The following is a 23,855-nucleotide window of genomic DNA, read 5'->3' as shown; positions in this document are numbered from 1 at the left end:
ACGGGTGCGACGCGCTGGGGTCGAATGACGGTCGCTGCAGGCTTAAAGCTTAAGGCTGGCCTTCCAGGTGCCGCGTCGGGTTGTAGCTCGCCACGATGCCCGCGCCGGTCGTATTCTGGCCGAACACGGCCGCCGAATTCATGACTTTAACGCTCGAGCCGCTGGCGGCAACGACCGCGTAGTCGTCCCGGGACAACTGGTCGGTCACGAGGTTCCAGATCTCGGCGGTGCCGGAGTTGACGACGACGCCGTTCTTGACGCCGCAGCCGCCGATGTTCAGGAGGTGCTCGTTCGAAGCGCCGTTGATGATGATCCACTGCGTATGCAGCCACATGTAGCTCTCGCGGATCGCCGAGAAGTTATCGCTGCCGTTCCAGTTGTTGAAGAACCCGGAGATGCCGTACCGCTCCACCTCGCCGTCCATGGACGTCGGGTTGAGATCGTGCATCTGCTCGATCCAGCCTTCGGTGCTGGTGCCGACCCGGATGAAGTTATCGGCGCTGAAGCCGAACAGCCGCTTGACGAAGTGACGGTCGCTGCCGTTCGTGATGTCGAGACCGTAGGAGGCGTTCTCGAACTCGACGTTGACGACATAGGCGTCGTCCGCATTGTTGATCCTCACCGTATACGGGAACTTCTTGATGTTTGACGCCGTATTCATCGGGTTGTTCGGATAGAACACGCGCAGTCCGCGAAGACCGGACTTGTTGCCGTTTATCGTAATGAAGGCGGTGTCCGTCGTCGGCGTCGTCGTGTTCTCGCCCTCGTAGGCGAACAGCGCCGTGCCTTCGCCGGTCGCCCGGGCTTCGATGGCGGTGGAGCTGGCGCCGCGAAGCTCGACGTTCGCAGGCACCGTCAGGTGCGTGCTTACCTTGTACCAGCCCGGCGGCAGGTACACGATGCCCCCGCCTGCCGTGCCGGCCGCGTTTAGCGCGGCCTGGATGGCCGACGTGGCGTCCACGGTCGGCAGACTGCCGCGCGTTGCCTTGACATACGGCGCATAATATGGCGCCTTGGTCACGTCGTAAAGCGTCGTGCTCGTCGTCTTGGCAGGCGTGCCCTCGGTATAGGACGTCGGCGCAGGCGACGGCGTGGAGACGGTCAGCCCCGTGCCCGTCGTCGCGCCCGTCAGCGTGTTGTTCGATGCGAACAACTCCGCGTAAGTGTTGATTCGGCTGTAATTGATCGAATTAATGCTGCCGGAGAGCGTGCTGCTCAGAATGGCGTTTTTGCGGAAGCCCGACTCCATTTTCAGCGCATAGTCCGTATTCTGGATATCCAGCAGCGCAAAGCCCGAGCCCCACGATCCGTCCCGCGGCCCGTCCACGTCCCGAATCCCGTATTTATAGTCCGAAGCCTTGAGCTTGTAGTGCTGGACGGCATCGTTGTCGGAGAACAGGAATGCCGTGCCGTTCGCTCGCGTGTAGGCGTCGATCACGCTCTTGGCAGGCGCGTTGTACGTGCTGCCTGCGTTCGCCCAGTAAGCGTTGCTGAACGTAATCTTCTGGGTGGTATCGACCGCCGCCGTCTCCCGCAGCTCCAGGCCGACGTTTAATGCCGTGCCCTTGATGTTGTCGAACGAATCGAAACCGTGGAAATTATTGACGAAAATGCCTTTATACGCGTTCAGGAACGTCACGTTGTGAACCGATGCCGTATCCTGGTCGGCGCGGATGACATAACCCAGATTGACCGGAACGATCGGATTGGAATGGTTCTGGTTCGGATAGTAGAACGTGAGCCCGACGACGCCCGCATTCGTGCCTTGCAGACTGATCAGCTGTCCGATATCGGTTGTGACGTTGGCCGAGATGACCGTGCCGTAACTGCCCGTGCCGCTGTCCGGGTCGCGCCAGTCGCCGCGGATGGAACAGAACGAATACACTTTAAGCGTGGAGCTGATCTTGTACGTGCCGGACGGCATCCAGACCGTGCCGCCGCCCATGACGAAGCAATCGTCGAGCGCCTTCTGCACGGCTGCGGTCGCGTCGACCGCGCCGGTCTTGTCCGCGCCGTAGTCGGTGACGTCGAAGTCGGAGATGACGACGTCCTCCGTCGCATAGGTCGGGGTGACGATCTTCGCCTTGCGCGGCGTCGTCGCGACGTAGATCCTGTCGATGTCGGTGCCGGCCGTGTCGGCGCTGTCCTTCTGCACCTTGAGCGTGTTCGAGCCGGCGTTCAGCTGAACCGCGACTTTGACTTCCTTGTAAATATTCCAGTTGCCCGTAGCCGGGAAGGAGACGCTCATGACCTTCGTCCCGTTGACGTACAAGCTTTTCGTACGCGTGTCCGGGTAGCCGTTGGAGTAGCGGATCGTCAAGTCGTAGTAGCCGGCGCCCGTAGTGGACGGGGTGTTCACGCTGCCGAACTGGACGTACGCGCCGTCGCTGTTCAGCGTGCCGACCTTGGAGCCGCCGGACGCGTAGGTGTCCGACGAGGTCGCGGCGCCGCCGCCGACCGTGCCGCTCTCGGCCTCGTATTTGGTGCCCGACTGGATGTACTCGAAAGCGTCCCAGTCGACCGCGTAGCCCGTGGAAGCCGCGTTCTTGGTGCCGCTGACGGACACCTTCAGCGTGTGCACGCCCTCCGGGAGATTGCGTTTTTCGAACAGCACCAGCTGCTTTTCCCAGACCGGTCCGTACGAATCCACGGTTCCCTGGCTGACGCCGTCGATATACACGTTCGCCAGGCCGTGGTTGTTGTTCTTGGCGCCGATCCATCGGACGCCCGTGCCGTGGAACGTAAACTCAGCCGCATCGTTCGTTGTCTGGGAGAACGAGACGTCGTTGTTGTAATAACCCGTCGCGCCGTAGTCATGGGTAATCGTACCGCCCGGCGCGTAGTAGTTGATGTAATAGTAAGGGGCCGAGTTGTTCACGAACGTCCAGGCAGAGGTTGCGCCCGGTACGAGAATGCTGTCGATGTCGCTTGCCGGGCTGTCTCCGCTGTCGCGCTGAATCTTGATCGTATTGCTGCCCTCGTTTAATGAGACGCTGGCCGTGACGGTGGCGTAAATGTTCCAGTTGCCCGTAGCCGGGAAGCTCACCATCGCTACGTCGACGCCGTTCACGTACAAGCTCTTGGTTCGCGTATCCGGATAACCGTTGGAGTAACGGATCGTAATCGTGTACGTACCTGCATTGGCTACGCTTACATTATTCAGCTGCACGTACGAGCCGACGTCGTTCAGATTGCCGACCTTGTAGCCTGCCGACGCGTTGCTGTCCGCCGTGACGGCCGCCGTGCCGCCGATGACGCCGTTCTCGGCCTGATAGGTCACGTCCCCGGCCGCGTAGGCGCTGCCCGACGGGCCTGCCGCCAGCCAAAACGCCCCCAAGCCAAGCGCAAGCGCCGCGCTCCATACGTACTTCCTCAACCCGCTTCGACTTCTTCCCACTTTATTGACCACCTTTACATTAGGGTAATGGCACAGGTCAAGCAGCTGCCAGAGACGCGCCCGCCTCCGGCAGCCCCTTACAGGGGAATGCGGCAAGTCTTATTTTTTCGCGGCCAGGAAAGCGTCCGCTTGCTTCTGAATCTCAGCTACGATCTTGTCCGTACCCGCTTTCTTCTGCTTCTCGATGTAGTCGGCGAGCGCTTTGTCCGCATCCTTGACGATGCCGTACATGAGCGGCTTGCCTGCTTCGGTCGTCAGCGCGGTGCGCTTGGCGATCTCGTTCTTGATCGAGTCCGTCGTCGGGAAGAAACCCGTGAGGCCGGAGACGAGACTGTTCGGCTGATTGGTGAAGTCGGCGATCGCCTTCCAGCCGTCGGCCGTTCTCGACTGCGTCGGCCGCACCAGGTTGTCGCGCCAGAAGCCCCATTGCCCCTGCCAATCCATGTAGTTCGAAGTCTCGGCCGTCATGCCCTCCGGATAAACGAACGTATCGCCGTTTTTGACGTACGTCTTGCCTTCGATGCCGAACAGCACCATGTCGTAGAGGCTCTGATCCGTCGCCATCAGGTCCATGAACATGAGCGCTCTTTCCGGGTTTTTGGCGTTTTTGTTAATCGCCATCATGTTGGCCAGCGGCGACCGTCTCTGATAATTGCCTTCCGGATACATCTCGGAGTAGAAATTCTCCGGCTTGCCCAGGAAGTCGTTGAAGTTGATGTATTCGTTCGTGTTGAACCCGACGACCTTCAGATTGCTGGATTCGCCGGCATGCGCGTCGCGATTGATCATGAGATCGGCCGGAATGATGCCTTGGTCGGCCCACTTCTTGGCCCAGGTGACCGCTTCCTTATACCAGTCGGTCTGCTCGACCGGAATGAGCTTCATCGCCGGATCGTCGAGCTTGTAAGTGAGGCCGTACAAGCCGTCGACGGGATCCGCGTAGTTGTATTTAGGGGCGAGCATCGAGAGGATCTTGCTGTATGTCAGGCCGCCGTCCCATTCGAGAATGTGGCTGTTGGGCGCAGCCTTTTTGGCTTCCTGCAGGAAGGCGTCCAGCTCCTCGACCGTCTTGATGGAGCCGTTCTCCGGTTGGGCGACTTTGCCTTCAAGACCCGACTTTTTGAAGTCGACCGAGACGAAGGCGTGGTCGTTCGTGATTTGCGTCCAGGGCATCGCGGTGATTTTGCCGCCGGACGTGATGGAGTCGACCAAGTTGCGCGACTGCAGCTGCTCATAGTAGTTCGGCGCGAATTTTGGAAGCAGATCCTTGATGTCCAGGTAGTTGTTGACCATCTGCGGATAGGCGAGCCAGTCGGCGTCGAAGTTCAGGTCGTAGTTGTCGCCGGACGTGGCGAGCAGCTTGATCTTGGTCGCGTAGTCGTTAAAAGGGATGAAGTTGATTTCGAATTTGGCGTTCAGCGTGTCCTTCACTTTTTCTTCGACGGCTTTCCATACTTCGTCGGTGGCGGGTCTCTTGTCTCCGGCGAAATAAATCTTGAGCGTCACCGGGTCGAGCTGCTGCGCGGCAGGCGAGGATGCGGAGGAATCCGAAGCCGAGGCGGAGGCGGAGGCGCTGGATTGTTGAGGCGGCGCGGACGAGGATGCGGCGTTGCCGTTGTCGTTATTGTTGTTGCCGCACGCCGATAGCGCGCCCCCCAGCATAAGCGCGGACAGGACCGCGCCGGTCAGACGAATGGTTCTTTTTTTCATCGTCGTAATCTCCTTCATCTATATTCTACATAAGGGTTTGACCCCCAGAGTAGTCAGCCTTTGACTGCGCCGATCATGATGCCTTTGACAAAATAACGCTGCACGAACGGATACAGGAATACCATCGGACCGATCGTTAAAACGCAGGTCGCGAGCTTGATGCCTTCGGAGGGAACCAGGCTGCCCGACAGCATCCGCGCCGCCGCGTCCGACGACTTCAGGAACATGATGTTGGAAACGATGGACCGCAGCAGCAGCTGCAGCGGCTGCAGATCGCTGCTGTCGATGAGCATGACGCCGAGGTACCAGTCGTTCCAGTACGTCAGCGCGATGAACAGCGATACGGTCGCGATGACCGGCGTCGACAGCCGCATCACGATCTTGAAGAAAATCGTCGCTTCTCCCGCCCCGTCGATCTTGGCCGACTCGGACAGTTCCTCCGGCAGCGACTGAAAATAATTGCGGATCAAAAACACGTTAAACGCGCTGCACAGATACGGAATGATAAGCGCGGCGACGCTGTCCTTGAGGTGCAGGTAATTGACGCAGACGATGTACCACGGAACCATGCCGCCGCTGAACAGCAGCGTGAGCATCGAATAGACGGACAGGAACTTTCTGTACTTCACTCGCCGGAGCGACATGGGATAGGCCAGCATCGCGCAGATCAGGACGCTCGCCGCCGTCCCGACGACGGTCACGATGGTCGAGATCTTGTAGCCGTTCACCAGCACCTTCCACTGGACGAACAGAATGTGGTAAGCGCTTAGGCTGAAATGACGCGGGATCAACTGATAGCCGTGCGCCTGAATCTCCAGTTCATTCGTGAAGGAGCCGCCAATGACCATCAGAAACGGCAGCAGGCACAGAAGCGAGAAGGCGAGTACGACCGCGTATATGACCAGATCGGAAAATCGAATGGCGCCCCATTTGCTTGTCATCTGCTTCCCTCCTAGAACAGGCCGGAGCCGCTCTGATATTTGTTGGCCCAGCGATTGCAGGCAAGCACGAGCATGAAGGCGATGACCGATTGATAGAAGCTGGCCGCGGAGGCCATGCCGACATCCCCGAGTACGCGCAGATTGCGGAAAATAAAGGTGTCCAGCACGTCGGTCGTCGCGTACAGGTTCGGGTTGTCGCCGATGATGCCGTAGAACATCCCGAAGTCCGCGTTCATGATGCGTCCGATCGCGAGCAGCGTCAAAATGATCATGGTCGGCTTCAGCATCGGCAGGCTGATGTAACGCATCTGCTGAATCCGCGTGGCGCCGTCGATCTCCGCGGCTTCGTAATAGCTGGTGTCTACGCCCGATAATGTCGCGATGTACAGGATGGAGTTGTAGCCGGCGCTTTTCCAGATCGTGATCAGCGTCAGGATGATCGGCCACGCCTCCGGCTTGTTATACCAGTTGACCTTCGAAAGGCCGAACCATTGCAGCAGCTGATTGAGCATGCCCTGGTCGAACGCGAAGATGCTGTAGGCGAAGACGCTGACGACGATCCAGGAGACGAAAAAGGGCAGCAGCGTAAACGATTGAACGAGCTTCTTGAACGTCTTTTTTCTCACTTCGTTAAGCAGGAGCGCCAGCCCCACCGCGACGACCGTACTGCTCGCGATGAACAGCAGGTTCAGCAGAATCGTATTGCGCGTCGCCCGGAAGGTCGTATCCGAGGTGAAGAGGAAGTTGAAGTTGTTGAAGATCGGCTTCGTCCATTCGCTGCCGAAGATGCCTTTGCCGAAATCGAAGTTTTTGAAGGCGATCAGCACGCCCGCCATCGGCAGGTAATTAAAGAAAAACAATACGACCAGGCCTGGCACGGCCATGAAGTACAAGAACGCGTTTTTGTTGAGCTCGAAGGCGATTCCCTTCGTTTTGCCGCGCTGCCGGCCTGCGCCTGCGTCCATACGATCCACCTCGCTGTTTATATTCGTAACCGCTTACATAAAGCGCTTTCAATCGTTTGCTTGAAGGACGCGCGAAGCTTCATCTCCTCCATCTCATCCATTTCCTCCATCTCATCCACCTCCGCTGTCATTCAAAACTAACATCTCAACTTGTTATATTTGTTATAAACTTATATGTTGCTTGTATATTGAGATTATACTTTTAGAACAACATGTTGTAAAGGGTTAATTTACCTCCGCGGAGATCCCTTCAAAGCCCAGCGTCAGCATCTTCTTCGACGCAAGCGGGAAGGCAATCGTCCCCTTCTCGGCCTGCATGGGCGTCACGGCTCGTTCGTTCAGCATCCGCTCGCTGATGGCGACGTCGCCTTCGAACAGTCGTCCCGTCGCCATGACGGTCCCTTCCGAGTCGCCGAGATTGACCATCCGGAGCACGACGCCTCCCGCATCCTCCGCCCGCTTGAGCGCGGTCGTCACGACGGCGCCGCCAGGCGAATCGACGCTTGCCCAAGAGATCGCCGGAGGAAGCGTGCCGCCATGAATGCCGGTCGTCACGGCCCGAAGCGGCGTATTGAACGTTTGTGCCGTACGGACCACCTCGCGGTAATCTCCGCCATGAGGCACGATGGCGAAGCGGCAGCTATAATGTCCAAGGCACTGGGCGCCCGGCGTGGGAAAGCAGTTCCAGTCGCCGAGCTCGCCCACGCAGCGTAGCAGCGTCAATGCGATCGTGCCGCGGCCGTCGCGCAGCGCCTCGTACTCGGGCAATCCCGCCGTGACGACCGCCAATCCCCGCTGGCCGTCCGACACGTCGACGAACGACTGCATCCGCTCGTTGCGCGATGGATTACGCCAGCCTTCCCATGGCGCGATCGACCTTTCCACGACGTCGAACGGCGCGTCGGCGCGGACGGTCCCGGCATTCGCGTCGCTCGGGAACAGCGCGCGCAGCCGGTGGTCCTTGGCCGCATTGTCCAGGCTGACGTCGATTTCTGCGTATTTGGCGCCGGATCTGAGGCTGACGACGACTTCGATCTCTTGGCCGATCGTGCGCGGCGACCGCCCGCTCCCTTCGCGTTCCGCCGGCAATTCGAGCCGGTGCCGGACGGCAAGACGCGCGCAGCCGGCGGCGGAACGATCCTCAAGCAGCACCGGCACCGCACCTGTAACGATCGGGCCTGCGCCCTCGGCGGCCCGGTACAGGTATTCGTTGCCGATATCGCCGCTGTCCTCGAGCCTGAGCAGATCGCGATATACTTGCCCCGTTTCCTTGTCCTCCAGAGTAAGCGTGCCGCCCGCGTCCGTTAAGATACGCAAGTAAGCGTTTTCTAAAATCGCCGAATCAGCTCCCATGAAGCACGCGGCTTCGGCGCCGCTTCCGATCGGCGCCAGCTTGCCGCCAGCCCGCCGCACCCAAGCAAAAGCTGCGTGCCCCGTTCCCGGTATTCCGTTCGCCAGGAAAGTCAGGCGGTATCTTCTTTTCCGCCAGGGTATCCGGAACCGGTCGTCCGGCAGCGTAAATCCGCTGATCCAGCCGAGGTCTTCCCAAGCGTAAGCGACTGCGGCGCCGTCACGGTCCAGCAGCGCGTACCGGTCGGGCTCAAGCTCGGATTCGGCGTCGATGTCGACCGCCGCCCATTCGTTCCGGGTCCAACCGAGCGGGTTAAATACGACGAACGGATGCGCGTCCTCCGTCGCGCAGTTCTCCGCCGCGGCGAATCCGGACGTATCGGTCCTGCCGGCGATATAGGACATCGCGTCAAAGCTTAGCGACTCCGCGATCTGCGCGCTCTTCATAAAGCGCGTCACCATCTCCTCGTGAACCGCGTCGACGCTGCAGCCGCAGATGCTGTCGTGCGGATGATTCTGAAGCAGCAGCTTCCAGGCATGCTTCAAAAAGGCGGCCGGGCATTCCCGCCCCAGCAGGCTCGCGATCGCGGAAAAAGGCTCGGCCCACCGTTCCAGTTCGCCCTGTACGCGCGTATTCCATTGCTTCAAATACATGCGCGAGGACGCCGTGTTTACCAGCGTGGTCCAGCCGTCGGTCCGCTCGCCGATGAGCTCGCCCAGTACCGCAGCGGACGGAGACGCGCACGATTCCAGCTTGTCGAAATAATCTTGGAACCGGCTGTGGATGAACCGGTAAGCGGGCAAACCCTCGTTCAGCGCCGCGATGGCTTGCCCGACGTCGGACTGCACCGGCTGATGGTCGCAGCCGTTCATAAGCAGTAGATGCGGCGTGGAGGCGAACCGCTCGACGTTGTCCAGCGCCTGTCTCCCCCGCTCGCCCGCCCGCACCGCGTCGGTCGGCAGCTCCATGCCGTTGTGGTACCAATTGGCAAGAAAGACGGACAGCACCCGCGAGCCGTCGGGCGACGCCCACCACAGCTCCGACGGGTAGCCCGAGCTGTCCGCGTTGCGGACGGCGTTGTTCTCGGCGATGGCGTTGATGCCGCGGCCGAACACGGCATGCCTGATTCCGAAGCCCTGCAGCAGTTGCGCGGATTGGGAGATGTTGCCGAACGTATCGGGGAAGTAGCCGATCTCGGTCGCGCCGCCCAGCTCCGCGGCGCGCGCGAGGCCGAGCTGCATGTTGCGAATCTGCGCTTCGCCGCTCGTCAGAAAAGCGTCCTGCAGCACATACCAGGGACCGATGTTCAGCTTGCCTTGCCTTACAAGCGCGCGAAGGCGCTCCTCCTGTTCGGGGCGGATCTCAAGATAATCGTCGACGAGCAGTACGTGCCCGTCCAGATGAAAAAAAGTAAAGCCGTTATTTTCCGCCTCCAGCAGGTCCAGCACATCGTCGATCAGCTTGACGAGCCGCATCCGGAACTTTTCGAAGGGCATGTACCACTCGCGATCCCAGTGAGAATGCGAAATGATGTGAACCGTCGCTTTCTCCATCTCCATCTCCCTGCCCCTCCCGTTTATCATCGTCTTTTTCAAATTAACTTGTATACTTTATAACAAGCTTGTAATAAAATATTAGCATGTTCATGACAACCTGTAAATTAAGGAATGCAACTGTACAACCTTGCGTTTAAGTTATATATTTGTCATAGAAAATGTTAGGAGTGTTAATGATGAATAAGGCCGTGCAGCGCGTCCCGTTATATACGCAAATACGAGACTACGTATTTAAGCAAATATCGGACAATGTGTGGAAGCCTGGAGACAGGCTGCCTTCCGAAAACGAGTTCGCGGAGCAGTTCAACGTCAGCCGGATCACGGTTAAAAACGCGCTCGCGCAATTAATCGAGGATAACCTGATCTACCGGATTCAGGGTAAAGGCTCCTTCGTCTCGCGCGATCTTGCCGGCGAACCCAAGCTGTATCAGGAGGGCGAGCAGCCGCAAGCGGAGGAAAAGCAGCTCGTCGCCTATCTGATGCCGAGGCTCGGGAACACGTTTACCGCCCAGCTGCTCAGCGGCATCGAGAGCGAGCTGACCAAGCTGAATTACAGGCTGCTCTTCTGCAAGACGGACGACTCTCAGGAGACCGAAAAAGAAGTGCTGCGCGAAGTCATTCAGCTCGGCGTAAAAGGCATTATCGTTTTCCCGGTCGACGGAGAGTCTTATAGCGAAGAGATTCTGCGGCTCACGCTGAACGAATTCCCGCTCGTCGTGGTGGACCGCTACCTGCGGGGAATCGAGACGAACTGCGTCTGCTCGGACAACGTGGACGGCGCCCACAAAGCGACCGCGCATCTGATCGAGAACGGCCATAACCGGATTGGCTTCATCTCGACGGCTTATCAGGGGACGACGAGCATCGAGGACCGTCTGGTCGGCTACGAAAAGGCGCTCGCGGAGCATCAGATCCCCGTCGAGCATCGGCTTCGCCTGCATCACTTCGACGGCGAACGGATCAACGCCGTGCTGAAGGACGGCGAGGCGGACCCGGGAATCAAGGAGGAGATTCAAGCCTTCCTGCGGCAGAATCCGGACATGACCGCCGTCTTCGCCATCAATGCCGCGGTCGGCTTGACGGTGATCGAGGCCGCCCGCGAGATCGGCATCCAGGTGCCCGGGCAGCTGTCGATCGTCTTCTTCGACAACTACGAGCTGTCGGCGCTGTCGAGCGTCCCTCCGACCTGCATCAGCCAGGAAGAGGAGCTCATGGGCAAGGAAGCCGCGCGCCTGCTCGCTTCGATTATCGAAAATCCCAAGCAGGAGCGCCGGAAGATCATCACGCCGAACAAGCTGATCGTGCGCAAGTCGGTGGCGCCGGTGGGCACGCCTGTTTAACGCGCGAGATTCGCACGGTTTGATAGACGCATGAAGGAGAGGGCTGCCGAGGCAGCCCTCTCTTTGCATGCAAACGTCCAGCCCGCAGGACGCCTCCCCTCCCGCGCCGCAAGTCGCATCCGGCAACTCAAGTATCTTCTCTCAGTCGTCAGCCGCGCCAAGCTTCGCAAGTAACTCTACCAACTTTACTTCTCCCCCGCATTTGGTCGCGGTACAGCCAGCCTCTCCGCGCCCGCAAGCGGCTCCTTTATACGCTAGGCTCTTAGCAAGAGCAAGCGCTGACGATCGGACACACAATCCTCTATTTACTCAAAAATCATCATTCAGAGCGACATCCGGACACACGGTACGTTAACAAGGCAAAACGAGGGGGGATATACGCATAAATCCGATGATAACGGATCCATAGTCCGCCGCCTGGCAGTATGGGGTGCATCCGGCCCATTAACGGATCCTCTGTCCAGCAAGCGCCCCAGGTGCAACGATGCATCATCAACGCGGCCACGTTCAACCGGATCGTCCCCCTCCCCTGCTCCTTTATGACAAAAAAGGCACAGTCTCGTGTGTCTCCACAAGGACTGTACCCTTAAGCGCCGTATCGATAGACAGCGTTCAGTTACTCACGCTCCCGACGGGCACGCTCAACATCTCTAATTCGCATCCCCGCCGCGAAGATTCATAGACGCCGAGGATGATCGCCAGCGAGTGACGCCCCGCCGCGCCTTCTACGACGGGCGGCCTGTTGTCCCGAATCGCCAGCGCCAGATCGCGCAGTTGGGCGAAGTGTCCGTCCGGGATGACCCGGAACGGCGCGAACGCGGGCAGCTCCGCCTCCTCGCCCTCGATCTCGAGCGAGACGATGTCGTCCTCCACGATGACCAGCGTGCCTTTTTCACCATGAATCTCGAGACGCTGGCCCTTGCCCTTGTAGGCGGTCGTCGTGATCTCGAGCACGCCCAGCGCGCCTGATTCATAGTTCAGCACCGCCGCGGCGGTGTCCTCCACTTGGATATCGCGAAGCACCGCACGGGCTTTTCCGTTCAGCGAAGCGACCGGCCCGACGAGCCACTGGAGCAAATCGACCGTATGAATGCCCTGATTCATCATGGCGCCGCCGCCGTCCATCTCCCAGGTCCCCCGCCATCCGGCGCTATCGTAATAGGCTTGGTCGCGGTAGATCTTCACGTACGCCGAGCACAGACTCAAGCGGCCGAGCTTGCCCTCCCGGATGATCTGCCTCGCGTACTGCGCCTGCGGCGACATGCGCCGCGGGAAGACCGTCGCGAGCCGCACGCCCGCCTCCTCGCAGGCGCGCAGCATCGCCTCGATATCCGCCAGCTTGATTGCCATCGGCTTCTCGACCATGACGTGCTTGCCCGCACGCGCGGCCGCGATCGCCTGCTCCGCATGGAGCCCGCTCGGCGTACAGATGCACACGGCGTCCACATCCCCGCGCGCGAGCAGCTCCTCCAGCGTGCCGCAGACGTCCCCGCCGTATTGCTTCGCGAAGTCTGACGCCTTTTGCGCCGACCAGTCGTACACAGCCGTCAGCCGCGCCTCCTCTATCTCCAACAGGCACTTGGCATGAATCTCCGCGATGATGCCGCAGCCGACGATGCCGAATCTAACCGGTTCGATACGCTTTTCCATCCCGCTTGTGTCCTCTCCCGTCTCTCCAAAATCCGCCCCATCGATCCTCTATCCCTGATTCCTCTATCCCTACACTCCTCTATCCCTGCATTCCTCTGCCACGCCAGTCCTCTACCACATCAATCTTCTATCCCGTTAATCTTTTATCCCTTTAATCCCTACTCCGCTCGATCCGCAAGGCGCGCTCGTCCGCCGAGATCGCCGCTTCGGAGGCGGCCAGCAAGTCCCGATGGGCCAGCATGCAGGCGCCCCCGTCCAGACGACTCAGGAAATCCGCCGTAACGAGCGCCGCCGGCTCCAGCTCCCGAACGCGATGCCATGGTTCTGCGTCCGTGGTCATCAGCAGCGCCTCGTCCGTCTCCAGCAGCGGATCCCCTTCCAGCCGAAGCTCCAGCGTCCCTCTCGTTCCGGTGACGAACATACGGCCGTCGCCCCACGTCCAGCTGCCCGCGGGCGTGAACCAGTCGGCGTACAGCTGCGCCGTGATCCCGCCTTCCATCACCGCCTGCACGCTCGCCGTGTCATAGAAGCCCGGATGCGGCGAGCCCGCCTCCTTTCCCATGCAGCCTTCGACCGAGCGGAGCTCCCGCCCCGTCAGCCAGCGCAGCAGATCGAAGTCGTGAATGAGCAGATCGACGATGATGCCGCCGGACAACGCTTTGTCGAAGTGCCAGGCCGGACGCCCCGCCGGGTTGAGCCGATGAGGCTTGCGCATGCCGATGTGGACGATGTCGCCGATGACCCCCTCCTCGATAAGGCGCTTGGCCGTCCGCGTCGAGGCGCGGTACCGCTCCGTGAGCAGCATGCCGACCTCGATCCGGCCGCGGCCGATCGCTTCCCGCAGCCGCTCGAGCCCCGCGCGGTCGACGACGGCGGGCTTGTCGAGCATGACGTGCTTGCCGTGCCGCTCGCACCATTCCACGACATCGATCTTGTCCGCGTTCACGGCCGCGCAGCCGATGACGGATACGTCCTCCGCCAGCAGCGCCTCGCGATCCGTCAGCAACTGGCCGCCGTGCGTCTCCGCAAGCCGCCTCGCCAGCACCGTATCGCCTGGCTCCCAAATGCCTGCGAACGTATGGCCCAGCCGAAGCATCTCTTCAATAAAGATGCCGATATGCGCATGCTGACAGCCGACGATGCCGAACTTTCGTTTAACCATGCATGCGCTCTCCTTCCCGCCACCACGACCGGACGACGGCCAGATCGTGCCCCAGCTGCTCCTCGGGCGGATAAGGCGCGAAGCACTCCAGCGCGATCCACCCGCCGTAGTCCGCCGCTTGCAAGGCGGCGAACAGCTCGCGGTGGTCGACCTCGCCTTCGCCGAGCCGGCATTGGAGGAAGTGCTCCTCGCCGCGCACCGTCCGGTTACGGAACGAGCCCGGCATATCCGCGAGCGGAATCCGCTTCTCGTCCTTGACGTGAACATGCCGGATCGCGTCGCCGAGCCGCCTCACCGACTCCCGGCCGAAGTCCTCTCCCGTAATATACATATTGCCGGCATCGTGGATGAGCCCCACCCGGCTGTCGCCGACGAGCGCGAGCAGACGCTGCGCGCCGTCAATCGTCTCGATGAGGCTGTTGTTGTGAATCTCCAGCAATATCCGCTTGTCCTGCCGGCGCGCCTCGTCCGCGCACCGCCGCAGCCAGAAGGCCGTCTTTTCATAGTGATAATCCTGTGCGAGAAAAGCGCTCGGACCGCCCTGGAACAGGCGTACCGCATCCGCGCCGAGCCGCCCTGCGCGCTCGAGCAGCGCGGAGAACGCCTGGCACGAAGCCTCGCACTCCGCGTCCGAGGACTCGGAGAAGGCGCCCATGTATCCCGCCAGCACAGGGATCGCGAGGCCCAGTCCGTCTGCGACCCGGCGCATTTCGTCGACCCGTTTGAGAGACGTATCCGGACCCAGATGCGGCTCCCTGCCGGCGATCTCGATGCCGTCGAAGCCGAGCCCCGCGACGATCGCCATCGCCTCGTGTATGCTGTACTCCATGAGCGGGCCGCTGAATGCCGCGTATCTCATCGCTGCTCCTCCTTCATCCTGCGTCGGCACGCCTGCGACATGCCGCCCATGCTCACTTGATGCCAGAGCTGGCATGGTTCTGCACGAAGTACTTCTCCGCGAACAGGAACAGCGCCAGAATCGGAATCAGGCTGATCAGCGCCGCCGCGACCATGAGCTGCTCGTTGCCGACCCATTGCCCGCCGAGGGACAGAATGCCGATCGGCAGCGTGAATTTCTCGTTGGTCGTCAGATAAATGACCGGCGCGAGAATCTCGTTCCATTTGCTCATAAAAGTAAAGATGACGAGGGTGGCGATCGTCGGCTTGGCCATCGGGACGAAGATGCGCAGGTAGATATGGAACGGATTGCAGCCCTCCATCTTGGCCGACTCCTCGTACTCCTTGGGTATGTTCATGAACGCCTGCCGCATCAGGAAGATGCCGAACGGCTGGGCCAGCCACTCAATGACCCACAGCGGGGTCAGCGTGTCCAGCAGGCGCATATTATTGAAGATAATGAAGTGCGGAATGATGATGACGACGGGCGGGATCATCATCGTGCCGAGCACCATGACGAACAGCGCGCCTTTCATCGGGAAGCGCAGCCTCGCGAACGCATAGCCTACCAGCGAGCAGGAGAATACCGCGCCCGCCACGGACAGCGCCGCGACGTACAGACTGTTCAGCGTATACTGGCCGAAATTGCCGAGCTCCAGCACCTTGGCGTAGTTGGACCACTGGAGCGTCTCCGGAATCCATCTGGGCGGCACGGAGGTATATTCCTTGTAGGTCTTGAGCGAATTCATCAGCGTCGTGACAAAAGGCACGATCATGATCAGCGAGCTGATCGCGATGGCGAGGTAAGCGGCCGCTCTGGACCATCTCTTATGCTTCATATGCCGGTCTCCTTCCCGCCGCGGGTCCTAATCGTAATGGACCCACTTTTTTTGCCCCCACAGCTGCAGCATGGTCAGGGCGAACAGAATCATGAACAGCACCCAGGCGATCGCGGAAGCGTAGCCCATCCGCATATAGGTGAACCCTTCGCGGTACAGGTCCAGCATGAGCACCATCGCGGCGTTGTTCGGCCCGCCGGCCGAGCCCATATCGCCCCTGCCGGTCAGCACGTAGATCTGCTCGAACGCCTGGAAAGTCGAGATCGTGCTCATGATGACGACGAGGAAGGTTGTCGGCGAGATCATCGGCAGCGTGATGGACCTGAACTTGCGCAGTGCGCCTGCCCCATCGATCTCGCTGGCCTCGTACAGATCGCCAGGCACGCTTTGCAGTCCCGCCAGATAGATGACCATGATGTAGCCGATGCCCTTCCATACGGCGATGATCACGAGCAGCGGGATCGCCAGCGCCTCGTCCTGCAGCCAGCGCTGCGGGTCCAGTCCGAGCCGGGTCAGCAGCGCATTGGCCATGCCGAACCGCGGATTGAAGATCGCGTCCGCGACGTAGAGAATGACCGTCCAGGAAGAGATGACCGGGATGAAGTGCGCCATTCTGAACCACTTGAGGCCCTTGAGCTTCTGGTTGAGCACGACGGCCAGCACGAGCGCCAGCAGCGTCTGCAGCGGCACGAACAGCACGGCGAAGTACAAGGTGTTCCACAGCGACCGCCAGAACAGCGGATCGTCCGCCATCCGCGCGAAGTTGTCCAGTCCGGCCCACTTGGGCGGGTTCAGCATGTCGTAGTCCGAAAAGCTGAAGTAGAGCGAGGCCGCCAGCGGCCCCGCGACGAATACGAAAAAGTGTATCAGGTAAGGGGAGACCATGATCAGTCCCCACCTGCCCTCCGAAGAGAACCGCTTCCGCCTGGCGGCCGGGAACGCCCGGGTATCCGGTCGTCCGGCCTGCTTGATCGTCTGGTCCATCGGAATTCCGCCTCTCTAAGCTAGCTTTACTTGTTGAGATAGAAGTCGTCGAGCACCTTCTGCACGTCGGTGTTGGCGCTCTTCAGCGCATCGTTGATCGGCGTATCGCCGAGGAAGGCCTTCTGGACGTTATCGTTGAACTTGCCGACCCACTCTTCCCATACGGCGTTCACGTCCAGCGTCTGGGCGAAGCCGAGGCTGTCGAGGAAGGCTTGGCGGTTCGCCGGCTGCGCGCCCGCCTTCAGGAAGACGTCGGAGTTCGCGACGGACTTCTTGACCGGGACGGCCTCGCCGAGCTCCGCCCACTGCTTCTGCACGTCGTCCTGCGTCGCCCAGTATTTGACCCATTCCCAGGCGGCCTGCGCCTTGGCGTCGCTCGACTTGGCGTTGACGACCCAGGAGTTCGCGATGACCGGCGCGACGCGCTTGCCGTCCGGGCCCTTGGGCAGCACGGTCACGTCGTAGTTTAGTCCGGCTTCGTTCGCCGCCAGCACGCGGGCGTACAGGCCGATCCGCATCGCCGCCGATCCGCTTGGGAAGACGGCCGTATTGCTCTGGAAGCTCTTCAGGTCGACGGGGTCGGTAACGATGCCGCGGTTCATGCCGTCGACGATCCATTCAAACGCCTGCTTGTTCTGCGCGGAGTCGATCACCGATTTCTTGCCGGTCTCGTCCAGCACGCCGCCGCCGTAGGATTTAAGCACCGAGAACCAGCCTTCCGTGATGCTGAAAAAGGTGAGGCCGAACTGATTCACGTTGTTTTTGTCGAAGCCGCTCTCGCCCTCCGTTTTGCCCTTGGCGTCGATCGTCAGCTTGGCGGCGTTGGTCTTCAGATCCTCCCACGTCCAATCGTCCGTCGGATACGCGACTCCGGCTTTGTCGAACATGTCCTTGTTGTAAAAAAGTACGCCGACCTGGATGCCTTGCGGGACGCCCCAGTATCTGCCGTTCGCGTCCTTGTTGTATTCGAGCCCGTAATAATCGTCGGCCTTCAAGTCCTTGGCGATCCAGTCGGTAAGATCCTTGGCCGCGCCACGCTCGGCATACTTCATGACGTAGACGCCGTCGGAGAGCCAGACGTCCGGCGCGGTGCCGGCCGCGATCTGCGTGTCCAGCTTCTGATAGAACTGGCCGTACGGCGCGCTCTGGGTCTTGACGTTGATATTCGGATGCGCCGCCGTGAACTGGCCGATGAGCTCTTTCATCTTCGAGTCGGATTTCTCGTCGGAGTAGTAGCCTAGCAAGATGTCGACCTTCTCGCCGGAGGCCGCGGGTGCCGAAGCGGATGCGCCGGTATCGGATGAGGAAGCCGGTGCGGATGCGCTCCCGCTCGCTCCTTCGCTGCTTGCGCCATTGTTCGCATTGCTGCTTCCGCAGCCGGTTGCAGCCAGCGTCAGCGTCAAGGACGCCGCCAGCATCGTTTTTTTCCAGGTAATCGCCATCGTTCAGTCATCTCCTATAGGTAAGGTGCGTGCGAGTTCCTATATTTGCGAAACCTTATATGTCAGGACGGCCAGGCCGTCGCAGGCGCTTCCTTGGTGTCGTAAGCCGAAGCCCAGTAGTAGCCGGCGGCCAGGATACGCGTCGGCGCGAAGCCGATCTCGCCGGAGGCGGCCGATACCGTCTCGGAAGAAGCGACGTACGTGCCGCCCGCGCCCGCCGTCCCGTCTACGAACCGTCCGGCCATCGCCGTGAACCTGCCGTGCACCGAAGCCGGGATGCCCGCGCCCGTCTTGAGGTCGGACACCCGGAGCGTGACCGTCGCCTTCGAGGCGGCGTAAACGATGTCGATGTCGCTGACGATCATCGGCTTCAGCTCGGTATCGGCCGTGCGGGCCGAGACAGTCGCGGATGCCGGTCCTTCATGGCCCGCCAGATCGACGGCGGCGACCTTGTAATAATAGACCGTATCCGGCAGCAGGCCGGTATCCTTGAAGCCAAGCCCTCTGGAGGTGCCGGCAAGCCGCTCGGGCGACGGTACAAAGTCGGGACTGTCGCCGCGGTAGATGCGGTATTCCTTCAGTTCGCCGTCGTCATAGGCTCTGCCGTACGCAAGGTCGATCCGCTGGTAATCGAAGGCCCTCGCCGTCGGCGTACCGCCGATCGCGGTCGGCGGCTGCGTATCGGCGGGCGGCTGCCAGTACACGGCGCCTGGTCCCCATGCCGACGGCAGCAGCAGAAGCGAGTCGTAGTGATGCAGCGCGATGCCGCCGAAGGCCGGGTGGCTGCCGATCGCCGCGTAAACTTCGTCGAGCTCGGCCTCCATATAGGTTCGTCCTTCCTCGTTGAAGCTGATTGTCTCCGGATCGCCCCCGCCGGCGATATCCTTCGTTTCCACGCCTACGACGACCGACTTCGGCTTGCCGATCGACTGCGCGTAATCGAGCTCGCCCAGGGCTTGCTGGATGATGCCGACGCTGCCCTCCGCCTGATCCCGGTAGTCCATGATGGAGATGTAATCGGCCGTATCCTGAATGTGCTGGGACATCCACTTGACCGCGCCGTGCCAATCGATGCTCGCAGCCGAGACCGACGAATCGTACCACCTCGGGATGGCCGCCCCTACGGCGAGGCCCAGACCCGAAGCTTGCTTGCGCTGCATGAGCGCCTCCAGCATGTGGAGATACTGAATCTGCACCTCGGGATAGCTCGTATGGAAGTCCGGCAGGCTGTAGGGCTCGGTATCCAGATTAATGCCGTCGAACCGCTCGCCGTCAGCCGATGCCAGATTGTAGTTCAGCACCTTCTCGAATTCGCGCAAGGCCTGTTCCCGGTAACGCGTGTACGTCCCGAAGTACGGCGGATTCGTGCCGCCGGCGATCAACGCCTCTACCCGGTATCCGCGGTCATGCGCCCAGGAAACAAAGCTGCGAACGCGGTCGCGCTCGTCCTCCAGCATATCGATGCCGTCATAAGCGCCTACGCCCAAGTATAACGTCGTCACCGCATCCTGTCCGAACGTCGTCGTGTCGGACGCCATGGCGTCCAGCACCGTGCGCGAGCCGGGATTCAGAATCAGGTTGTAAGAGGCGTTCTCCCAGATCCACATCGACCGGTCCTGATCGGCCGGCACGGTCGTCTCATGCGAGCCCGCGCCGGTGTCCACATAGGTTGTGAGACTGCGGCCGATGTTCCCGTTGCGGTCGATCACGCGAGTCTCGATGCTGTGCGTGCGGTCACCTTGACCGGAAGCGTCCCAGGCGTAGACGTACTGCTTGCCGCTTTTCGCCGCCTCCAGCCACTGTCCGCCGTCGATCCGCACCTGTACGCGCCGCACCGGCTTGACCGCATCTGGTTCGGTACGAATCTGCACCGTCCCGCTCACCACCGCGCCGTCCGCCGGAGCAAGCACCTCGATCTCGGGCGTGCTCGCCTGCGGATGAACGGCTCTGAACCGCAGGAAGTCCGACCATGCATTGTACCGTGTGGCGACATCCGCCGCGCGCACCGCCAGCTCCACCTCTCCGTGGTAGGCCGATGTGTCGAGGTCGTAGTACCACGTGCCCGACTCGTCGCCGTCCGGGTCGACCATGTGCGTATCGAAGATCCGCTCGCCGTTGACCACCAGTTGAACGTTATAGGCGCCTGCGTAAGTCCCTTCGATTCGCTTGACGTCCGACGTCACTACGGCCCCCTCCTGAAGCGAGTCAATCGTCAGTACGGCCGCCGCATCCGCCCTCGGCATAGGCAAGAGCGCACCTGCGGGCAATATCATCGACATCAGACACAAACCTACTCGTTGAACGCTGCGATGCATAGATCGTCCTCCTCTGCGTATCGATATGTTAGGTAAAGTGACGCAAATAGCTTCGATCGATCCTCCGTTGATCCTCCCCGTTATAAATGTCAGAGTAAAGCGCTATTATAAAGCGCCTTCTTCTTTTTTCTGTTCAGAGTATAAAAAATTGTTTGCTTATCTTACATGTATTTTCATATACAACTTGTGTTTTTTTGCTATAATGTGAGACATTCATTCGATAAAAGGCATGCCAGAGGGGAATGAGCCGCGGCGGTGGAGGAGCAGGTTAAGCACCGTGTCACGTTGACGATCCATCAGAGGCTGCTCATGCTGATCGTCTGTTTCATTTGTTTTCCGGTGCTCGTCATCGGATGGTCCTGGTATCGCTCCTCGACGGAGACGATCGAGCAATCGGCGATCGAAGCCAACAAACGAATCATTGAGCAGACGAACGATTATCTCGACCTGTATGTGACGAATCTGGCCAACTCGACCTATCCTTTTCTCAACAATGCCCTGATCCAGACCTTGCTCGCTTCTCCGTCGCTTACGCCCTACGCTTATTTCCAGCTGTCAGAAAAGGTGGAGGACGATCTGTTCGCCCAGATGGTCTACGGCAGATCCGATATCGTCGGCATCTCCCTGATCACGAGCTCGGGACGGCAGATGCACGACTTCAGCGAGGCCGACCAGCTGCTCGACATGAAGGAAATCCGCATTCGCAACGCCGGCTATATGACGCGGATCGGCGAGATGGACGATTTTCAGGTGCTCGGCACCGGCAAGGTCGGAACAACCCCGGTCTTTACCGTCGTGCGCAAGCTGTACAGCAATACGACTTACCAATACGAAGGGCTGCTGATCGTCGACCTGAATCTGCGGCAGATCGAGCATATCAGCCGCAATGTGTCGCTGGGCAGCTTCAACGTCTGGATCGCCGACTCGGACGGCTCCGTCATTTACGATTCCGATTCCGCGTTGACGGATACGAGCCTGCCGCAGGAATTTATGGACCGCATCCAGGGCGCACGCGGCAATACCGCCTTTCGCCTGCGGCAGTCCGGGGAGGAAAAGATCGTGCTCTATGCCTTCTCCGGCTCGACGAACTGGATTATCGTCGCCGATATCTCCCTGCACGACCTGATCGGCAATATGATCCGGATGCGCAATCTGTCGCTCGTCGCCGCCGCTATCCTCCTCTTGGTCGCCATAGCCGCCGTCGCCGGCTTTTCATTCTCGTTCACCCGGCCGCTCACCAGGCTTCAACGGCTCATGGCCAAGGTCGAGGCCGGCGACTTCACCGTCCCCAAGCCCGGCAGGCGGCTCAAACACGACGAGATCGGCTCCGTCTTCCGCAGCTTCTACCGGATGGTGGGCGAACTGAACCGGCTCGTGCTCGAGGTCCACTCCGCCAAGCTGAAGGAGCGGGAGCTCGCGATCAAGCACAAGGAATCCGCGCTGCAGGCGATGCAGGCGCGCATTAATCCGCATTTCCTGTACAATTCGCTCGAGATCATCAACTCCGAAGCGATCATCAGCGACAACCGGGAGATCAGCCGGATGACGACGGCGCTGGCCCATCTGTTCCGCTACAACCTCGGCAACCCCCGGCAGCATGTGCCGCTGCAGGAGGAGCTGGCCCATATTCGCTCTTACTTGAGCATTCAGCAGGCCAGGTTTCCCAAGCTGCAGGTGGACGTCGCAATCGGCGAGGCGGACGCCGCCCGGGTACAGGCGCTGCGGCTGACGCTTCAGCCGATCGTCGAGAATGTGTTCGTGCACGGCTACAAGAACAAGAAGCCGCTGTATATCGGCATCGAGGGGACTGCCGAGGACGACGGCTACTGCGTGACCATCGCCGATCGGGGCGTCGGTATGACGCCTGACCGGCTGGCGTCGCTGAGACGGTTGTTGGAGACCGCGGACGCGGATACCGGCGATTCCGGAGCCGCCTATGAGGCTGCGGCTGGCGACGACTTGCGGCAGCGGGTTCCCGCGGAGGGTGGATTTAGCGAAGAGGGCGCGCGCGAGGAAGATGCCCGCGACGGCGGACGTTCTTCCGTCGGCATCGGCCTGCTGAACGTGCATCAGCGCCTGCGTTTGTATTACGGAGCGCCGTTCGGCGTGAGCATCCGCGCCTCGTCGCCCGGGGAAGGCACCGCATTTGTCGTCCGGCTGCCTTATGAGACCGGCCTAACCCTTAGGGAGGTGGAGAAGACCGATGTATCGGATGATGATCGTAGAGGATGAACCGGCCATTCACCGCAGTCTGAGGAAGCTCGTCGAGACCTCGGGCTTTGACGTCCGCATCGCGGGAGAAGCGGAGGACGGAGCCGAAGCGCTCTTGCTGCTGGAGGAAGTCGCGCCCGATATCGTCGTGACGGATATTCGGATGCCCGAGATGGACGGACTGGCTTTCATCAAGGCCGCCCGGGAAGCTTCGCCGCACATCCGGTTTATCATATTGACAGGCTACGAACGCTTCGACTACGCCCGTGAGGCACTGCGGCACGGGGTGTCCGATTTTCTGCTCAAGCCGATCGATCCCGATCAGTTCGTGCAGACGCTCGGCAAGCTGCTGCAGGAGCTGGCGGACAGCGAAGCGCGCCACGCGAGACATAACGATCTGTTCCTGCTGCAACAGGAGCAGATTAAGGAGCTCGCGGAGCGAATCTGGGCGACCGACGCCGAGGGCGTTTCGGCGAAGCTGACAGAGGTCCTGGCGTCGCACCGCGAGATCGCCGATGCCGATACGCGCGCGGGCCAATTGGCCGGCCATGTCATGCGGTCGGTGGATCAGGAGCTCCGCGCCAGAGGGTACGAGTGGACGGGGCCGGATGCGGCCGAGGAAGATCAACCGGTCCGGGAGGCCGACTGTCAGCAATGGCTGAAGGAAGCCTGCCTGCGGAGACTTGCCGACGTCAAAGGCTCCCGCAACTTCGGCTCCCGCCAGACGATCAACAAGGCCGTTCGCTATATCGAGACGCATTATGCCCGCGAAGATCTATCGCTGCCCGAAGTCGCCGCCTCGCTCGGCATGTCGGTATCCTATCTGAGCCGGAGCTTCAAGGAAGAGATCGGCGTTCCCTTCGTCCAGCATCTGATCGGCGTACGGCTAAGCACGGCGCAGCGACTGATCCGGGAGACGTCCGAGCCGACGTCCGAGATCGCCTTTCGCGTCGGATTCTCGGATTACGCGCACTTCAGCAAGACGTTCAAAAAGCATTTCGGCATGACGCCGTCAGAGTACCGCAAGCTGCCGCATGCAGGCGGCGGCCTGCCGGGTTAAAGCGAGGCTTCTCGAAAGCTTCGCGCGCCTCCGGC

The 23,855-nt window shown here is 60.6% G+C and carries 15 protein-coding genes; 3 read left to right on the top strand and 12 right to left on the bottom strand.

Annotation, left to right across the window (positions count from 1 at the left end):
* Positions 1 to 49: 49 nt before the first annotated feature.
* From ACFSR7_RS09930 to ACFSR7_RS09910, 5 genes are all read right to left on the bottom strand, one after another.
* Positions 50 to 3,397, bottom strand: coding sequence for a CBM35 domain-containing protein (locus ACFSR7_RS09930; protein ID WP_378161022.1), 3,348 nt, complete (start codon positions 3,395 to 3,397; stop codon positions 50 to 52).
* Positions 3,398 to 3,496: 99 nt separating this feature from the next.
* Entirely contained in the window at positions 3,497 to 5,107 is a 1,611-nt protein-coding gene (locus tag ACFSR7_RS09925) for an ABC transporter substrate-binding protein (RefSeq protein WP_378161020.1), read from the bottom strand.
* 53 nt (positions 5,108 to 5,160) lie between these two features.
* Positions 5,161 to 6,048 carry a carbohydrate ABC transporter permease gene (locus tag ACFSR7_RS09920; protein ID WP_378122133.1) on the bottom strand — a complete coding sequence of 296 codons (888 nt, stop codon included), beginning with the start codon at positions 6,046 to 6,048 and terminating at the stop codon, positions 5,161 to 5,163.
* An 11-nt stretch (positions 6,049 to 6,059) separates the two neighbouring features.
* A complete protein-coding gene (locus ACFSR7_RS09915) occupies positions 6,060 to 7,013 on the bottom strand; it encodes an ABC transporter permease (RefSeq protein WP_378161018.1) in 954 nt (317 codons plus the stop codon).
* A 225-nt stretch (positions 7,014 to 7,238) separates the two neighbouring features.
* The gene (locus ACFSR7_RS09910; RefSeq protein WP_378161016.1) at positions 7,239 to 9,923 is read right to left on the bottom strand and encodes an alpha-mannosidase; all 2,685 of its coding nucleotides are present in this window, start codon (positions 9,921 to 9,923) and stop codon (positions 7,239 to 7,241) included.
* Positions 9,924 to 10,096: 173 nt separating this feature from the next.
* On the opposite strand from ACFSR7_RS09910, the gene ACFSR7_RS09905 reads away from it, so the two are divergent.
* Positions 10,097 to 11,260, top strand: coding sequence for a GntR family transcriptional regulator (locus ACFSR7_RS09905; RefSeq protein WP_378161014.1), 1,164 nt, complete (start codon positions 10,097 to 10,099; stop codon positions 11,258 to 11,260).
* A gap of 612 nt (positions 11,261 to 11,872) precedes the next feature.
* On the opposite strand, the gene ACFSR7_RS09900 is transcribed toward ACFSR7_RS09905, so the two are convergent.
* The 7 genes from ACFSR7_RS09900 to ACFSR7_RS09870 all read right to left on the bottom strand — a co-directional run bounded on the left by ACFSR7_RS09900 (position 11,873) and on the right by ACFSR7_RS09870 (position 20,549).
* The gene (locus tag ACFSR7_RS09900; RefSeq protein ID WP_378161012.1) at positions 11,873 to 12,910 is read right to left on the bottom strand and encodes a Gfo/Idh/MocA family protein; all 1,038 of its coding nucleotides are present in this window, start codon (positions 12,908 to 12,910) and stop codon (positions 11,873 to 11,875) included.
* Positions 12,911 to 13,061: 151 nt separating this feature from the next.
* Positions 13,062 to 14,072: a Gfo/Idh/MocA family protein gene (locus ACFSR7_RS09895; RefSeq protein ID WP_378161010.1), complete on the bottom strand. Its 1,011-nt coding sequence runs from the start codon at positions 14,070 to 14,072 to the stop codon at positions 13,062 to 13,064.
* Positions 14,065 to 14,931, bottom strand: coding sequence for a sugar phosphate isomerase/epimerase family protein (locus ACFSR7_RS09890; RefSeq protein WP_378161008.1), 867 nt, complete (start codon positions 14,929 to 14,931; stop codon positions 14,065 to 14,067). Before ACFSR7_RS09890 ends, ACFSR7_RS09895 begins: the two co-directional genes overlap by 8 nt.
* Positions 14,932 to 14,983: 52 nt before the next feature.
* Positions 14,984 to 15,808, bottom strand: coding sequence for a carbohydrate ABC transporter permease (locus ACFSR7_RS09885; RefSeq protein ID WP_378161006.1), 825 nt, complete (start codon positions 15,806 to 15,808; stop codon positions 14,984 to 14,986).
* A gap of 27 nt (positions 15,809 to 15,835) precedes the next feature.
* Positions 15,836 to 16,792: a carbohydrate ABC transporter permease gene (locus ACFSR7_RS09880; RefSeq protein ID WP_378161004.1), complete on the bottom strand. Its 957-nt coding sequence runs from the start codon at positions 16,790 to 16,792 to the stop codon at positions 15,836 to 15,838.
* A 26-nt stretch (positions 16,793 to 16,818) separates the two neighbouring features.
* Positions 16,819 to 18,234 (bottom strand): ABC transporter substrate-binding protein, encoded by a 1,416-nt coding sequence (locus tag ACFSR7_RS09875; protein WP_378161002.1) that lies wholly within the window; start codon positions 18,232 to 18,234, stop codon positions 16,819 to 16,821.
* Positions 18,235 to 18,296: 62 nt separating this feature from the next.
* Positions 18,297 to 20,549, bottom strand: coding sequence for an Ig-like domain-containing protein (locus tag ACFSR7_RS09870; protein WP_378161000.1), 2,253 nt, complete (start codon positions 20,547 to 20,549; stop codon positions 18,297 to 18,299).
* A gap of 255 nt (positions 20,550 to 20,804) precedes the next feature.
* On the opposite strand from ACFSR7_RS09870, the gene ACFSR7_RS09865 reads away from it, so the two are divergent.
* Positions 20,805 to 22,781, top strand: a complete 1,977-nt coding sequence (locus ACFSR7_RS09865; RefSeq protein WP_378160998.1) for a sensor histidine kinase — start codon at positions 20,805 to 20,807, stop codon at positions 22,779 to 22,781.
* Complete coding sequence (locus tag ACFSR7_RS09860; RefSeq protein ID WP_378160996.1) at positions 22,753 to 23,820, top strand: response regulator transcription factor; 1,068 nt, start codon at positions 22,753 to 22,755, stop codon at positions 23,818 to 23,820. Before ACFSR7_RS09865 ends, ACFSR7_RS09860 begins: the two co-directional genes overlap by 29 nt.
* Positions 23,821 to 23,855: the final 35 nt, after the last annotated feature.

Origin of the sequence: Cohnella sp. GCM10020058 (assembly GCF_042683485.1) — a bacterium.
In the GTDB taxonomy this organism is placed as follows: domain Bacteria; phylum Bacillota; class Bacilli; order Paenibacillales; family Paenibacillaceae; genus Cohnella.
Note: the sequence above shows the minus strand (reverse complement) of the source record. Positions and strands in the feature narration are given on the sequence as shown.

What these genes read in the sequence shown, in the direction of transcription:
- ACFSR7_RS09925 (WP_378161020.1), bottom strand. Translation starts at nt 5,107, where the DNA reads ATGAAAAAAAGAACCATTCGTCTGACCGGCGCGGTCCTGTCCGCGCTT.
- ACFSR7_RS09875 (WP_378161002.1), bottom strand. Translation starts at nt 18,234, where the DNA reads ATGGCGATTACCTGGAAAAAAACGATGCTGGCGGCGTCCTTGACGCTG.
- ACFSR7_RS09885 (WP_378161006.1), bottom strand. Translation starts at nt 15,808, where the DNA reads ATGAAGCATAAGAGATGGTCCAGAGCGGCCGCTTACCTCGCCATCGCG.
- ACFSR7_RS09870 (WP_378161000.1), bottom strand. Translation starts at nt 20,549, where the DNA reads ATGCATCGCAGCGTTCAACGAGTAGGTTTGTGTCTGATGTCGATGATA.
- ACFSR7_RS09915 (WP_378161018.1), bottom strand. Translation starts at nt 7,013, where the DNA reads ATGGACGCAGGCGCAGGCCGGCAGCGCGGCAAAACGAAGGGAATCGCC.
- ACFSR7_RS09920 (WP_378122133.1), bottom strand. Translation starts at nt 6,048, where the DNA reads ATGACAAGCAAATGGGGCGCCATTCGATTTTCCGATCTGGTCATATAC.
- ACFSR7_RS09910 (WP_378161016.1), bottom strand. Translation starts at nt 9,923, where the DNA reads ATGGAGATGGAGAAAGCGACGGTTCACATCATTTCGCATTCTCACTGG.
- ACFSR7_RS09860 (WP_378160996.1), top strand. Translation starts at nt 22,753, where the DNA reads ATGTATCGGATGATGATCGTAGAGGATGAACCGGCCATTCACCGCAGT.
- ACFSR7_RS09880 (WP_378161004.1), bottom strand. Translation starts at nt 16,792, where the DNA reads ATGGACCAGACGATCAAGCAGGCCGGACGACCGGATACCCGGGCGTTC.
- ACFSR7_RS09900 (WP_378161012.1), bottom strand. Translation starts at nt 12,910, where the DNA reads ATGGAAAAGCGTATCGAACCGGTTAGATTCGGCATCGTCGGCTGCGGC.
- ACFSR7_RS09895 (WP_378161010.1), bottom strand. Translation starts at nt 14,072, where the DNA reads ATGGTTAAACGAAAGTTCGGCATCGTCGGCTGTCAGCATGCGCATATC.
- ACFSR7_RS09890 (WP_378161008.1), bottom strand. Translation starts at nt 14,931, where the DNA reads ATGAGATACGCGGCATTCAGCGGCCCGCTCATGGAGTACAGCATACAC.
- ACFSR7_RS09905 (WP_378161014.1), top strand. Translation starts at nt 10,097, where the DNA reads ATGAATAAGGCCGTGCAGCGCGTCCCGTTATATACGCAAATACGAGAC.